General features: G+C 69.4%; 12 protein-coding genes. 6 read left to right on the top strand and 6 right to left on the bottom strand.

The genetic code is table 11. From position 1 onward, the window contains the following. The first annotated feature begins 27 nt into the window (after positions 1 to 27). On the top strand, positions 28 to 765 hold the full coding sequence (locus tag IDM46_RS01980) for a glycosyltransferase (protein WP_185114667.1): 738 nt from the start codon (positions 28 to 30) through the stop codon (positions 763 to 765). 7 nt (positions 766 to 772) lie between these two features. Here the strand turns inward: IDM46_RS01980 and IDM46_RS01975 are convergent, their stop codons facing one another. After that, positions 773 to 952, bottom strand: coding sequence for a hypothetical protein (locus IDM46_RS01975; RefSeq protein ID WP_182823044.1), 180 nt, complete (start codon positions 950 to 952; stop codon positions 773 to 775). Between the two features lie 102 nt (positions 953 to 1,054). Here IDM46_RS01975 and acnD point away from each other — a divergent pair, with 102 nt between their 5' ends. The 4 genes from acnD to IDM46_RS01955 all read left to right on the top strand — a co-directional run bounded on the left by acnD (position 1,055) and on the right by IDM46_RS01955 (position 5,793). Further along, complete coding sequence (gene acnD / locus IDM46_RS01970) at positions 1,055 to 3,700, top strand: Fe/S-dependent 2-methylisocitrate dehydratase AcnD (RefSeq protein ID WP_223878000.1); 2,646 nt, start codon at positions 1,055 to 1,057, stop codon at positions 3,698 to 3,700. A 1-nt stretch (position 3,701) separates the two neighbouring features. Continuing rightward, complete coding sequence (gene prpF, locus IDM46_RS01965; RefSeq protein WP_185114666.1) at positions 3,702 to 4,892, top strand: 2-methylaconitate cis-trans isomerase PrpF; 1,191 nt, start codon at positions 3,702 to 3,704, stop codon at positions 4,890 to 4,892. 10 nt (positions 4,893 to 4,902) lie between these two features. Further along, the gene (gene queD / locus IDM46_RS01960) at positions 4,903 to 5,268 is read left to right on the top strand and encodes a 6-carboxytetrahydropterin synthase QueD (RefSeq protein ID WP_182823048.1); all 366 of its coding nucleotides are present in this window, start codon (positions 4,903 to 4,905) and stop codon (positions 5,266 to 5,268) included. A gap of 123 nt (positions 5,269 to 5,391) precedes the next feature. Continuing rightward, positions 5,392 to 5,793: a phasin family protein gene (locus IDM46_RS01955; protein WP_185114665.1), complete on the top strand. Its 402-nt coding sequence runs from the start codon at positions 5,392 to 5,394 to the stop codon at positions 5,791 to 5,793. A gap of 115 nt (positions 5,794 to 5,908) precedes the next feature. On the opposite strand, the gene IDM46_RS01950 is transcribed toward IDM46_RS01955, so the two are convergent. The 4 genes from IDM46_RS01950 to dgcN form a co-directional block, all read right to left on the bottom strand. Continuing rightward, positions 5,909 to 7,105, bottom strand: coding sequence for a P1 family peptidase (locus tag IDM46_RS01950; RefSeq protein WP_221441761.1), 1,197 nt, complete (start codon positions 7,103 to 7,105; stop codon positions 5,909 to 5,911). A gap of 68 nt (positions 7,106 to 7,173) precedes the next feature. Then, positions 7,174 to 8,367 carry a sodium/glutamate symporter gene (gene gltS / locus IDM46_RS01945; protein WP_185114664.1) on the bottom strand — a complete coding sequence of 398 codons (1,194 nt, stop codon included), beginning with the start codon at positions 8,365 to 8,367 and terminating at the stop codon, positions 7,174 to 7,176. 12 nt (positions 8,368 to 8,379) lie between these two features. Then, a complete protein-coding gene (gene dgcA, locus IDM46_RS01940) occupies positions 8,380 to 9,408 on the bottom strand; it encodes an N-acetyl-D-Glu racemase DgcA (RefSeq protein WP_185114663.1) in 1,029 nt (342 codons plus the stop codon). After that, on the bottom strand, positions 9,393 to 10,439 hold the full coding sequence (dgcN, locus tag IDM46_RS01935; protein WP_185115229.1) for an N-acetyltransferase DgcN: 1,047 nt from the start codon (positions 10,437 to 10,439) through the stop codon (positions 9,393 to 9,395). Before dgcN ends, dgcA begins: the two co-directional genes overlap by 16 nt. A gap of 167 nt (positions 10,440 to 10,606) precedes the next feature. Here dgcN and IDM46_RS01930 point away from each other — a divergent pair, with 167 nt between their 5' ends. Next, entirely contained in the window at positions 10,607 to 11,503 is an 897-nt protein-coding gene (locus IDM46_RS01930; RefSeq protein ID WP_185114662.1) for a LysR family transcriptional regulator, read from the top strand. A 16-nt stretch (positions 11,504 to 11,519) separates the two neighbouring features. Here IDM46_RS01930 and IDM46_RS01925 read toward each other — a convergent pair whose 3' ends face one another. After that, positions 11,520 to 14,669 carry a multidrug efflux RND transporter permease subunit gene (locus IDM46_RS01925; RefSeq protein ID WP_185114661.1) on the bottom strand — a complete coding sequence of 1,050 codons (3,150 nt, stop codon included), beginning with the start codon at positions 14,667 to 14,669 and terminating at the stop codon, positions 11,520 to 11,522. Positions 14,670 to 14,672: the final 3 nt, after the last annotated feature.

Genomic DNA, 14,672 nt, shown 5'->3' with positions numbered 1-14,672 from the left:
CCATTGCAATGAACTGCCGGAGCACGCGTGCTGTCCATCATCATTCCCGCGCACGACGAGGCTCCGGTCATTGGCGCCACGCTCGACGCTGTCGCGGTTGCCACCCGCGCACTCGGCGCCAGGGTGGACGTGATCGTGGTGGATGATGCCTCGACCGACGCCACCGCGGCGATCGCGCGCGCTCGCGGGGCACGCGTGGTGCAGGTGGACGTGCGCCACATCGCAGCCGCGCGCAATGCCGGTGCAGCCGCCGCCCGTGGCGACCGGATGCTGTTCGTCGATGCCGACACCCTGGTGAACCGGCAGGCCATCGAGGCAGCGATGCAGTCGCTAGATGCCGGCGCCGTGGGCGGCGGCACCGCCGTGCGCTTCATGCGCCCGCTGCCGCTCTACATCCGCCTGCTCGAATCCGCGTCGATCGTGCTGTTCCGCATGTTCGGCGTCACTCCGGGCTGCTTCATCTTCTGCACCCGCGCCGCGTTCGAGGCCGCGGGTGGCTTCGACGAACGCCTGTTCGTGGCCGAGGACGTCGCGTTCGGGCGTGCGCTGGCCACGCAGGGGCGGGTGGCCATCCTGCGCGCTGCGGTGACCACCTCGGCGCGCAAGATGCACACGTACTCGATGGGCGAGAAGGTCCGCTTCACGCTGCGGTTCCTCGCATCGCCCAAGCGCGTCTCGCGCACACGGGATGCCCTGCATTTCTGGTACGGCCCGCGGCGGCACGCGCCGGCCGGCCAGCCACCAGAAACGAAACCGGACGCCTGAAAGCCGATCAGGACACTTTTTCCAGAATGATCCAGATGGCGGCCGCGAACGTCATCAGCGCAAACAGCACGCCGCCCCAGCCATTTATTGCCGAAGCCTCTTTCCGCAGCCCGAACCGCAGGAACCCCACCACGAGCGACGGCACCAGCAGCACGATCGCCACCAGCAACCAGCTGTATTCCGGCACGGCATCCTCCTTTCACCGGGCCGGAGCCGGCCCGTGCACCCAGCCTCTCCCATAGACGCGGAGTGGGCCTTGATCCAGGGCAAGACGCCGGGCGGCGATACAATGGCCGTTTCCCGTGAACTGCGCGCCGCCATGACCAACAGCCAGCACCGCAAGCCCCTCCCCGGCACCGATCTCGACTGGTTCGACGCGCGCGAAGCGGTGGACGCCATGCAGGCCGGCGCCTGGGATCGGCTGTCGTACACCGCGCGCGTGCATGCCGAGAACATCGTGCGCCGCGCCGATCCCGGGCGCGTCGACGACTACCTGCGCCAGCTGGTCGAGCACCGCCGCGACCTCGATTTCCCCTGGTTCCCGGCGCGCGTGGTCTGCCACGACATCCTCGGCCAGACCGCGCTGGTCGACCTGGCCGGATTGCGCGACGCCATCGCCGATGCCGGCGGCGATCCCGCGCAGGTCAATCCGGTGGTGCCGGTGCAGCTGATCGTCGACCACTCGCTGGCGGTGGAGTGCGGTGGCTTCGACCCGGATGCGTTCACCCGCAACCGCGAGATCGAGGACCGTCGCAACGCCGACCGCTTCCACTTCATCGACTGGACCAAGAAGGCGTTCAGGAACGTCGACGTGATCCCGCCGGGCAACGGGATCATGCACCAGATCAACCTGGAGAAGATGTCGCCGGTCGTGTACGTGCAGGACGGCGTGGCGTTCCCGGATACCTGCGTCGGCACCGACAGCCACACGCCACACGTCGACGCGCTGGGCGTGATCGCGGTGGGCGTGGGCGGGCTGGAAGCGGAGAACGTGATGCTGGGCCGCGCGTCGTGGATGCGCACGCCGGAGATCATCGCCGTGGAGCTGGTCGGCAGGCCCGCGCCCGGCATCACCGCCACCGACGTGGTGCTGGCGCTGACCGAGTTCCTGCGCCAGCAGAAGGTGGTGGGTGCATACCTCGAATTCCGCGGCGAAGGCGCCGCGGCGCTGACCATCGGCGACCGCGCCACGATCTCCAACATGGCGCCCGAGTACGGCGCCACCGCGGCGATGTTCTTCATCGACGACAACACGCTGGACTACCTGCGCCTCACCGGCCGCGAGGACGCGCAGGTGGCGCTGGTCGAAACCTACGCCAAGACCGCAGGCCTGTGGGTGTCGGATCTCGCCAATGCGCAGTACGAACGCACGCTGCATTTCGACCTGTCGACCGTCGTGCGCAACATGGCCGGCCCGTCCAATCCGCACCGCCGCCTGCCGGTCAGCGATCTCGCCGAGCGCGGCATCGCCGGCAACCTCGCCGGTGCGCACGCGCAGGAAGCCGAAGGCCTGTTGCCCGACGGCGCGGTGATCATCGCCGCCATCACCAGCTGCACCAACACCTCCAACCCGCGCAACGTGATCGCCGCCGCACTGCTGGCGCGCAACGCCAACGCGCGCGGGCTGGTGCGCAAGCCGTGGGTGAAGAGTTCGCTGGCGCCGGGCTCGCGCGCGGTGCAGCTGTACCTGGAAGAGGCGAACCTCCTCACCGAACTCGAGCAGCTCGGCTTCGGCATCGTCGGCTTCGCCTGCACCACCTGCAACGGCATGTCCGGCGCACTCGATCCGGTGATCCAGCAGGAAGTCATCGACCGCGACCTGTACGCGGTGGCGGTGCTGTCGGGCAACCGCAACTTCGACGGCCGCATCCATCCGTATGCCAAGCAGGCGTTCCTCGCCTCGCCGCCGCTGGTCATCGCCTATGCGATCGCCGGCACCATCCGCTTCGACATCGAGAAGGACGTGCTCGGCGTGGATGCCGACGGCCAGCCGGTGACGCTGAAGGACATCTGGCCCAGCGACGAGGAGATCGACGCGGTGGTCAAGGCCAGCGTCAAGCCCGAGCAGTTCCGCCGCGTGTACGAGCCGATGTTCCGCCTGGTGGTGGACGACGGCACGCGCGTGGATCCGCTGTACGACTGGCGCCCGATGAGCACCTACATCCGCCGCCCACCGTACTGGGAGGGCGCGCTGGCCGGCGCGCGCGCGATGACCGGCATGCGCCCGCTCGCGGTGCTCGGCGACAACATCACCACCGACCACCTGTCGCCGTCGAACGCGATCATGGCCTCGAGCGCCGCCGGCGAGTACCTGGCGAAGATGGGCGTGCCGGAAGAGGACTTCAATTCCTATGCCACCCACCGCGGCGACCATCTCACCGCGCAGCGCGCGACGTTCGCCAACCCCAAGCTCCTCAACGAAATGGTGCGCAACGAGGACGGCAGCGTGCGCCAGGGGTCACTGGCGCGCATCGAGCCCGAGGGCGAGGTGACGCGCATGTGGGAGGCGATCGAAACCTACATGCAGCGCAAGCAGCCGCTGGTCATCATCGCGGGTGCCGACTACGGCCAGGGCTCGAGCCGCGACTGGGCCGCGAAGGGTGTGCGCCTGGCTGGCGTGGAAGTGATCGTCGCCGAGGGCTTCGAACGCATCCACCGCACCAACCTGGTCGGCATGGGCGTGCTGCCGCTGCAGTTCCTGCCGGGCACGAACCGCAACACGCTGGCCATCGACGGCAGCGAGACCTTCGACGTCATCGGCGTGCCCACGCCGGGCGCGACGCTTACCCTGGTCATCCGCCGCCGCGGCGGCGAGGTGCTCGAGGTGCCGGTGACCTGCCGCATCGACTCCGACGAGGAGGCCTCGGTGTACGAGGCCGGTGGCGTGCTGCAGCGCTTCGCGCAGGATTTCCTCGCCTCCTCCAGGGTGGCCTGACATGTCGCACGCTCCCCAGGTCCGCATCCCCGCCACCTACATGCGCGGTGGCACCTCCAAGGGCGTGTTCTTCCGCCTCGAGGACCTCCCCGAAGCCGCGCGCGTGCCGGGCGACGCGCGCGACGCGCTGCTGCTGCGCGTGATCGGCTCGCCCGATCCCTACGGCAAGCACACCGACGGCATGGGCGGCGCGACCTCGTCGACCAGCAAGTGCGTGATCATCGGCCCAGCCACCCAGCCCGGCCACGACGTCGACTATCTCTACGGCCAGGTGTCCATCGACAGCGCCTTCGTCGACTGGTCCGGCAACTGCGGCAACCTCAGCACCGCGGTCGGTCCGTTCGCGATCGCCAACGGTTTCATCGACCGCGCGCGGCTGCCGGACAACGGCACGGTCGCGGTGCGCGTGTGGCAGGCCAACATCGGCAAGACCATCGTGGTGCACGTGCCGGTGGCCAATGGCGAGGTGCAGGAAACCGGCGACTTCGAGCTCGACGGCGTGACCTTCCCGGCTGCGGAAATCGTGCTCGAGTTCATCGACCCCTCCGACGACGGTGATGCGGGCGCGCAGCTCCAGAACGGGATGTTCCCCACCGGCAACCTGGTCGACGACCTGGACGTGCCCGGCGTGGGCACGCTCAAGGCCACGATGATCAACGTCGGCATCCCGACCGTCTTCGTCAATGCCGCCGACATCGGCTACACGGGCACGGAGCTCCAGGACGCGATCAACGGCGACGCGAAGGCGCTGGCCATGTTCGAGACCATCCGCGCGCACGCCGCCGTGCGCATGGGGCTGATCGACGACATCGCCGGCGCCGCCACGCGCCAGCACACGCCCAAGGTCGCCTTCGTGGCGCCGGCGGCGGACTACGTGGCGTCCAGCGGCAAGGCCATCACCGCGGGCGACATCGACCTCAACGTGCGCGCGCTGTCGATGGGCAAGCTGCACCACGCGATGATGGGCACCTGCGCCGTGGCCATCGGCACGGCCGCGGCCATTCCCGGCACGCTGGTGAACCTCGCTGCCGGTGGCGGCGCGCGCAGCGCGGTGCGCTTCGGCCACCCCTCGGGCACGCTGCGCGTGGGCGCCGAGGCGCGCGAGGTGGACGGCCGCTGGACGGTGACCAAGGCCGTCATGAGCCGCAGCGCGCGCGTGCTGATGGACGGCGCGGTGCGGGTGCCCGGGTAGAATCCGCGCCATGGACATCTTCAAGGTCTTCACCATCGAAGCCGCGCACCGGCTTCCCAATGTGCCCGAAGGCCACCAGTGCGCGCGCCTGCACGGGCACTCGTTCCGCATCGAGCTTTGTGTCAGCGGCGAGCCCGGCGACGACAGCGGCTGGATCATGGATTTCGCCGACATCAAGGCGGCCTTCAAGCCGATCCACGCGCAGCTCGACCACTACTACCTCAACGACATCCCAGGGCTGGAAAACCCCACCAGCGAGCGGCTCGCGGCGTGGATCTGGGACCGCCTGAAGCCGGCGCTGCCGCTGCTGAGCGAGGTGGTGGTGCACGAGACCTGCACCTCGGGATGCCGCTATCGTGGCCCCGCAAGTGATTGATATCCATAAGAACTGAACGAGAACCCACCGTTCGTCGGCGTAATGTTGCATCGCAACATAAGCTGGTCTATTGTGCACTGCACAAACCGGCAATCCCTGCCGGACATCAGCAGGAAACCCGCCATGTACCAGAACATCAACGAACAGTTCACCACCGCTGCCCGCCAGTTCGCCGACAGCACCTCGAAGATCAGCCGCCTGGCCCTCGAGAACACCCAGAAGGCGTTCGGCCTGCAGCTGGCCACCTTCGAGCAGAACGCCACCGCCGCGTTCTCGTTCTGGGGCGAGCTGGCCGAGGTGCGTGACGCCGATGGCCTGAAGGCCGCGTGGCCGAAGGGCGCGCAGATTGCCCGCGAGAGCATCGAGCGCTCGGTCAGCGCCAGCCAGGAAGTGTTCGGCCAGACCGTCGCCACCAATGAGGCGATCGCCCAGCTGGCCAAGGGCCAGGTCGAGGCCGCCGCCGCCAAGGCGCAGGAAACCGTGGAAGGCGCCGCCAAGGCCGCGTCGGGCAAGACCCGCAAGTAAGACGCCGACGGCCCCGGCGACAGGGCCAGGCACCGCGCGGCATTTCTCCCGCGTGCGACAGACCCGGCAGTGCGAACTGCCGGGTCTTTTTGTGCCCGCTCCCGCGGGGGCCGGCTCACTCCGCAGCGCGCGGATCCCCGGCGGCGCCTGCCGCGCGCAACAGCGGCAGCACGCGCTCCAGCGGCAGCGCCGGCACCGTGCCGCGATGTCCGCTCATCGTGTCCGCGCGGAACAGCGAGTTGATGATGGCCTCCTCGGTCGCCTCGGCCACGGCGTCGAACAGCGGGGTCATCAAGCCGTTGTCCAGCACCACCACGCGGTGGCGTTCCGTATCTTGCGTCCTGCGCGCCTCCAGCGCGGTGGAGAAGGCGATCACGTAGTCCCCGGAGCCGTTGCTCATCGACGATCCGGTGCGACCGACGCCCAGCAGCGCGCGCGTCGCCAGCCGCCGCAGCAGACGGGCATCCAGGGGCGCATCGGTGGCGACCACGATCATGATGCTGCCGTCGCCGGTGGCCGGCGGTGCATCACGTGTCTCCGGCGCCGGGGACGCGCCCGGCCGCAGCGCATCGAGCGCGACGCCACCAATGGTCAGGCGACCGCCGTAGTTGCTCTGCACGAGGACGCCGACTGTATGGCCGCCCGCCGCCTGCGGAAGCTTGCGCGAGCTGGTGCCGATGCCGCCCTTCCAGCCGAAGGCGACGGTTCCGGTTCCGGCACCGATCGCGCCTTCGTCGACGTTGTCCATGGAGGCCGCGTCCAGCGCGGCGTGCACGTGTCCGGGGCGGAGCGCGCGCAAGCGGATGTCGTTGAGGAAGCCGTCGTTGGTCTCGCCCACGACAGGGTTCAACGAGCGCACCTCCTCCATGCCCGGCTGCGCGAGCTGCCAGGCCACCAGGGCGTCCGCCGCGCGCCAGACGCCCAGCGTTCCGGTCAACAGGATCGGTGTTTCCAGCTCACCCAGCTCCTCGACCTGGGTGGCGCCAACCAGTTTGCCGTAGCCGTTGCCGACCACGATCGCGGCCGGTACGCGGTCGCGGTAGAGGTCACCGGCGTGCGGCAGGATGGCGCTGACGCCGGTGCGGATGCCGTCACCCTCGATGACCGTGGCATGTCCGACGGCCACGCCGTCGACGTCGACGATGGCGTTGCGGGGGCCTGTCGGCAGCAGCCCGATCACGACCCCCGCATCGCGTGCGCGCGGCCGCTCGGCGGCAGCAACCCCTGCGTCGCGCGGATGCGCCACGCCCGCCACCAGCACCAGCATCGCCGCGAACCCCGCCAGCCGCCGCGACCGCCCTCCCTCGATCATCGAAACACTCCTGGTTCGGCCCGTGGCCATTGTCGTGGGACGGAGTGCACCGCGCGAAGCCGCCGGACTCAGTCGAAGATGTTGATGAAGGTGGTGATGATCAGCGCGTTGCTGAAATCGATGAAGAACGCGCCGACCAGCGGCGCCACCAGGAAGGCGCGCGGCGCCGCGCCGTAGCGCTCCACCAGGGTGCGCATCACCGCCATGGCATTGGCGGTGGTGCCGAGCATGAAGCCGATGAAGCCGCCGCCCATGACCGCCGCGTCGTAGTCACGGCCCATCACCCGGAACACCACGCTGCAGAACGCGACCACCATCGCCAGCTGCAGCCCCAGGTTCACCAGCAGTGGCAGCGCCAGGCCCGCCAGCTCCCACAGCTTGAGGTTCATCAGCGCCACCGCCAGGAACAGCGACAGCGAGACGTTGCCGATGAGGTCGGTGGTCGGCACCGACAGGCCGATCCATCCGGTCGCATCGTCGAGGTTGCGGATCAGGGCGCCGACCAGCATCGCGCCGACGTAGGCGGGCAAGGTGATGCCGGTGGCCGAGATCCAGCCGCTGACCCATGCGCCGAGCCACATCGCCACCAGGATCACCACGATGCTCTTCAGCGCGCCGAACTCGCGCTGGGCTTCGGTCTGCGCCGGGCCGCTGGCTTCGTCAACCGGCGCGGCATGGTCGTGGGGCCGGCTGGACACGAGGCCGAAGCGGCGGATCAGCACGGTGATCACCGGGCCGCCAGCCAGACCGCCGAGCACGATGCCGCCCATCGCCGAGGCCACGGCGATGGATTCGGCACCCTGCACCCCGGCCTCCTCGAACAGCGGCGCGAATGCCAGGCCCGTGGCGGGGCCGCCGGTCAGCGTGGTCGAGCCGGCCAGCACGCCAAACAGCGGATCCAGGTCGAAGCCGACCGCCACCGCCATGCCCAGCAGGTTCTGCGCGACGGCGAACAGCGACGCCAGCAGCAGGAACACCACCACCTGCCGGCCGCTGATCTTGAGCAGGCGCAGGCTGGCATTGACGCCGACCGTGGTGAAGAACGCGATCATCAGCGGCGCCTGCAGCCCGGTGTCGAGTACGAACAGCGCTTCACCGCGGCCATGCGCGATCCAGGCGGCGATGGCGAACACCAGCCCGCCGATCACCGGCGGCGGCAGGTTGTAGCGCCCGAGCACGGGGATCCCGCGGCACAGCCCGTAGCCGAGGAACAGGGCGAGCCCGGCAAAGGCCAGGGTCTGGACGGCGTCGAGCTGCAGCATGGTGGCTCCTGGTCAGTGCGTTGCCGCGGGTCGGCGGGCAGCCAGCGGACGTCCGCCACCCCACAGCTGCGGCGATGCCGGCTGCAGCATGCCGTCGCGCATCGCCACCCCTCCGGCATGATCCTCGCGCAGCCACAGCGGTCCGTCGAGGTCGACGAACTCCGCGTGGCGTGCGACATGCCAGGCCGGAGCGATTGCCAGCGAGGAACTGATCATGCAGCCGACCATGATGCCGAAGCCGCCGGCCTGGGCGGCCTGCAGCAGGTCCAGTGCCGCGGTGAGTCCGCCGGTCTTGTCGAGCTTGATGTTGACGACCTGGTAGCGCGCGCGCAGGCGCGGCAGGTCGGCCGCGACGTGGCAGCTCTCGTCCGCGCACAGCCGCGAGACCGACGCGAAGCCCTGCAGTGCATCGTCGGCGGCGGCCGGCAACGGCTGTTCGACCAGGTCGACCCTGGCTTCGGCGAGCACCGGCTGCATCGCGCGCAGCAGCTCGATGTCCCAGCTCTCGTTGGGGTCCACGATCAGCCGCGCCGCGGGCAGCTCGGCGCGGACCGCGCGCACCAGGGCGGCGGGATCGTTGGCGTCCACCTTTACCTTGACCAGGTCCAGGTGGCGCAACCCGGCCGCCGCGCGCGCCATGTTCGCCGGCGTGTCCAGGCTGACGGTCTGCGCGCTGCACAGCGCCGGCAGGGCGTCCGGCTGGCCGAGCATCGCCGCCACCGACATGCCGCGGCGCCGTGCCTCGAGGTCCCAGAGCGCGCAGTCCAGCGCATTTCGCGCCGCACCCGGACCCAGCAGCGCGCACAGCCTGCGGCGGTCCATGCCCGCGGCGATCTCGGTGCGCAACGGTGCGGCCTGCGCGGCCACCGATGCCACGGTCTCGTCGTAGCGTGCATACGGCAGCGATTCGCCGCGGCCCACGTGACGGCCGTCGCTGGCGGTTGCAACAAGGACCTCGGTGGACGTGCGCACCCCGCGCGAGATGCGGAACGGCGCGGAAAGCGGATGGACGGCGGGTTCGAGCGTCAGTCCGGGAAGCATGCCTGCAGCCTGTCGATGATCCGACCGACACCATGGCGCACCGGGTCCTGCGCCGGAAGCCCGAGCTCGTCCTCGACGCGCCGGCAGATGCGCACGGCTTCGTCGTCGTCGAGCCTGGCCGTGTTCAGCGCCACGCCGACCGCCAGCACCGCGGGGTTGGTGAGCCGGGCATGGGCCAGGTTGGCGTCGAGCGTGTCGCGCAGCGACGGCATCGCGAAGTGCGGCAGGCCGCGCATGTGCGGGCGCCCGGGTTCGTCGCACAGCACCAGCGCGTCGGGCTGTGCGCCGTGCAGCAGGCCCATCGAGACGCCGGCGAACGAGGGGTGGAACAACGACCCCTGGCCTTCGATCAGGTCCCAGCCGTTGTCGTCGCGCGCGGGCGACAGCCACTCGATGCCACCGGAGATGAAGTCCGCGACCACCGCGTCGATCGGGATGCCACGGCCGGAAACAAAGATGCCGGTCTGGCCGGTGGCGCGGAAGTCGGCGGTGATGCCGCGCGCGCGCATTTCGGCTTCCAGCACCAGCGTGGTGTACATCTTGCCGCTCGAGCAGTCGGTGCCGACGGTCAGCAGTCGCCGGCCGGCCCGCTTGCGGCCGTTGCCGACCGGGGTCGGGGGTGGCGTGCGTGCGTCGAACACGTGGCGGCCATTGCGACGGGCGGCCTCGACGATCGGCGGATACGCGGCCAGCTTGTCATGCAGCCCGGAGGCGACGTTCATCCCGGCCTCCAGCGCCGCCACGACATGCTGGACCGCGGCGGGATCGAGGCTGCCGCCTGCGTTGGCCACGCCGACGATCATGGTGTTGGCGCCGGCGGCGCGGGCTTCCTCGAAGCCCATCACCGGCAGGTCGATGGTGGCCTTGCAGTCGGGTCCGCGGAACTGGCCCACGCACCACTGCGGGCGGAACTGCGCGAGGCCACGCGCGGTCTTGCCGGAGAGTTCGTCCGGGGCATTGCCCACGTACAGCAGATAAGGCGGCGGCCAGCCGGCGGCTTCGGGGGAAACGTCGGGCGCTGTGGTCGGCATGGTGTTGGGCCTGCGGGCGATGCCCTGCGGTGGGGTTGCCACCATGTTCGGTGCTGGCCGCGGGCGGCGCCACGGAAAACCCGACATGCACGCATAACCCGCGGTTATGGCGCCGGCAGCGCCGCACGCGATCGGCCATCATGGCGATCGCCACACGGGATCGGACCATGCGTTTCCGCCAGATCGAGGTCTTCCACGCCGTCTACACCACGGGCTCGATCAGCGCCGCGGCCAGGCTCCTGCACGTTTCGCAGCCCTCGGTCAGCAAGGTGCTGAACCACACCCAGCAGCAGCTGGGCCTGGAGCTGTTCCGCCTCGTGCGCGGCCGGCTGGTGGCCACCGACCAGGCGCATGCGCTGTTCGTCGAAGCGTCGGAGGTCTTCCAGCGCCTGACGTCGCTGCAGAAGGCGGTCGGCAACCTGAAGAATGTGTACGGTGGACGCATCCGCCTGGCAGTGGTGCCCTCGCTCGGCCTGCACCTCGCGCCCCTGGCCATCACGCGCTTCCGCAAGACGCACCCCGACGTGCTCTTCGACGTGCAGGCGCTGCACCACGACGAGCTGTTCGAGGCGCTCTACGAGCGCAGCTGCGACATCGCGATCGCCTACGACCCGCCCATGCACCCGCGCATGAAGCGTCGCGACATCGACACCGCGGAGCTGATGCTGCTGTTCGAGAAGGCCAGCCTGCCCGACGTCGGCGACAGTGTGCCGCTGCAACTGCTTGAAGGCCGGGACATGGTGGGCCTGACCATCGGCGGGCCGCTTGGCGAGCTGTTCAATCGCGAACTGCGCCGACTCGATGTCAACGTGCGCGAAGTGGTCTCCAACCAGTCGTTCTATATCGCCGCCGCGTTGACGCGCTGTGGCGCCGGCATGGCGGTGGTCGACGAATTCACCGCGCGCGCCAGCCGCGACGGGACCACCGGCTTCCGGCCGTTCTCGCCCTCGCTGCGGTTCAAGGTGCAGTCCGTGCACCTCGAGGACCGCCCCCCGTCGAAAGCGGCGGAACAGTTCCTCACGCTGTTCGCCAGGGTGCTGCGCGAGGCGCGCGCCTCCGGCTGAAGCCGGTGGCGTCAGCCTACTGCTGCTGCCGTTGTCCGAGCCCCGGCAGTGGCTCGTCCATCTTGTCGCCGAGCACGCGGCGCACGCTGACGAAGAACACCGGGATCAGCAGCAGCCCGAGGAAGGTCGCGAACAGCATGCCGCCGATGACGCCGGTGCCCAGCGCATGGCGCGCGTTGGCACCGGCACCGCTCGACAGCGCCAGCGGCGTCACGCCCATGATGAAGGCGAACGAGGTCATCAGGATCGGGCGGAAGCGCAGGCGCGCGGCTTCGACCACCGCATCGCGCAGCGTCTTGCCGGCGGCGCGCTCCAGCACCGCGAACTCGATGATCAGGATCGCGTTCTTCGCCGCCAGCCCGATCACCGTGACCATGCCGATCTTGAAGAAGATGTCGTTCGACAGCCCCGGGCGCAGCATGGTGAACACCACCGCGCCGAGGATGCCGAGCGGCACCACCAGCAGCACCGCCACCGGGATCGACCAGCTCTCGTAGAGTGCCGCCAGGCACAGGAACACCACCACCACCGACAGCACGAGCAGCAGGGTCGCGGTGTTGCCGGCGATGATCTCCTGGTAGGACATGCCCGCCCAGTCGTAGCCGAAGCCGGCAGGGAGCTCGGTGTCCACGAGGCCTTCCATGGTCGCCATCGCTTCGCCGGAGCTGTGGCCGGGCGCCTGCGAGCCGACGATGTTCACCGCCGAGTAGCCGTTGTAGCGGGTCAGCGACGGCGTGTTGGTGCCCCAGCTGGCGTCCACCACGTTGGACAGCGGGATCATCGTGCGCGTGCCGTCCGCCGTGGCGGGGCCGGGCGTGTAGAAGCGCGCGAGCGACGCGGGATCCTTTCGGTACTCGGCATCGGCACGCATGTTGACGCGCTTGATGCGGCCTTCGGAGAAGAAGTCGTTGACGTACACCGGCGCCAGCATCAGCTGGATCGCGCCGTAGATGTCGTTCACCGACAGGCCCATCGCCTGCGCCTGCACGCGGTCGACCGCAAGCTTCAGCTGCGGCGCGTCCTCGAGCGTGTTGGGGCGCACACCGACCAGCGCCGGGTTCTGCGCGGCAGCGCCAAGCAGCTGGTTGCGCGCCTGGGTGAGTGCCTCGCGCCCCATGCCGGCACGGTCCTGCAGGTACATGTCGAAGCCGCCGAACTGCCCGAGGCCCTGCACGGTAGGCAGGTTGACCACGAAGATGCCGGCATCGCGCACGCCGTACAGCGCGCCGTTGGCCGCCTGGATGAAATCCTGCACCGTGCCGTCGCGCTCGTCCCAGTCCTTGAGCTTGATGAAGGCCATGCCGACGTTCTCGCCCTGGCCGACGAAGCTGAAACCGGCGACCTGCATCATCGACTGGTAGCCATCCACCTGCTCCAGCGTGGTGCGCACCTGTTCGAACACCGCCTGCGTGCGCTGCAGCGTGGAACCGGGCGGCAGCTGCACGATGGCCAGCGCATAGCCCTGGTCCTCCTCGGGGAGGAAGCTGCCCGGAAGGCGCGTGAGCAGCAGGCCGCAGAGCACGGTCAAGGCCACGAACACGATCATCCAGCGCGGCGCATGGCGCACCGCGCCGCCGATGTGGCGCACGTAGGTGCCGCTGATGCGGTCGTAGTACTTGTTGAAGGTGCGGTACACGACGTTCTGGCGCTTGGGCGCGTCCGCGTCGTGCTGCTTGAGGAAGCTGGCGCATAGCGCCGGCGTGAAGCCCAGCGCCAGGAACGCCGAGAAGCCCATCGCCACCGCGATGGTGATCGCGAACTGCTTGTAGATCTCGCCCGACGCGCCGCCCTGCAGCGCGCTGGGGATGAACACCGCCGCCAGCACCACGGTGATCGCCACCACCGCGCCGGTGATCTGGTCCATGGCCTTGATGGTCGCCTCGCGCGGCGGCAGGTGCTCCTCGGCCATGATGCGTTCGACGTTCTCGATCACCACGATCGCGTCGTCCACCACGATGCCGATCGCCAGCACCATCGCGAACAGCGTCAGCTGGTTGATGGTGAAGCCGATCAGGCTCAGGCCCAGGAACGTGCCCAGCAGCGCCACCGGGATCACCAGCGTGGGGATGATGGTCGCGCGCAGGTTCTGCAGGAAGATCAGCATCACCAGGAACACCAGCACCATCGCCTCCATGAGGCTCTTCACCACTTCCTTGATGGAGATGGTGACGAAGGTGGTGCTGTCGAACGGGCTGAACCATTCCACGCCCTGCGGGAAGCTGGGCGCCAGCTGGTCCATGCGCGCGGTCACGGCTTCGGCCACGGTCAGCGCGTTGGCGCCGGGCAGCAGCTGGATCGCGAACGCGCCGGTCGGCTGGCCGTTGAAGCGGGTGTCGAAGCCGAAGCCGGCCGCACCGACCTCGATGCGCGCCACGTCCTTGAGGCGGACCGTGCCGCCGCCGGCGTCCGCGCGCAGGATGATGTCGCCGAACTGCTCGGGCGAACTGAAACGGCCTTCGGCCGACACCGTCGCGGTGAAGCCCTGGCCCGCGGGAGCGGGGTCGGAGCCGATCGAGCCTGCCGCGAACTGCACGTTCTGGCCGCGCACCGCCGCCAGCACCTGGCTGGCCGACAGTCCGTAGCCCTGCAGCTTGTCCGGATTGAGCCAGATGTTCATGGCGTACTCGGAGCCGAACTGCTGGGTGCTGCCGACGCCGGGCACGCGCGCGATCTGCTCCAGCACGCGCGAGCCGATCAGGTCGTTGAGCGCGTTGCGGTCGATCGACGGCGTCTGCGAGCGCAGGCCCACCACCATCAGGAACCCGGCATTCGCCTTGGCCACCACCACGCCCTGCTGGGTGACTTCGGTGGGCAGGCGCGGCGTGGCCAGCGACACCTTGTTCTGCACCTGCACCTGGGCGATGTCGGCGTCGGTGCCGGTCTGGAAGGTCAGCGTGACGCTGGCGCGGCCGGACGAACTCGAGCTCGAGCTGAAATACAGCAGGTTGTCGATGCCGGTCAGCTGCTGCTCGATCACCTGGGTGACCGCGCGCTCGGTGGTCTGCGCATCGGCACCGGGATAGCTGGCCGAGACGGTGACCTGCGGCGGCGCCACGTTCGGGTACGACTCGACGCCCATGTTGAGCAGCGCGATCACGCCGGACAGCGAGATCAGGATCGAGATGACCCAGGCGAAGACCGGATGGTCGATGAAGAAACGGGGCATCGG

Source organism: Luteimonas sp. MC1825, from assembly GCF_014764385.1.
GTDB lineage: Bacteria > Pseudomonadota > Gammaproteobacteria > Xanthomonadales > Xanthomonadaceae > Luteimonas.
This window is presented reverse-complemented; position numbering and strand designations above follow the sequence as displayed.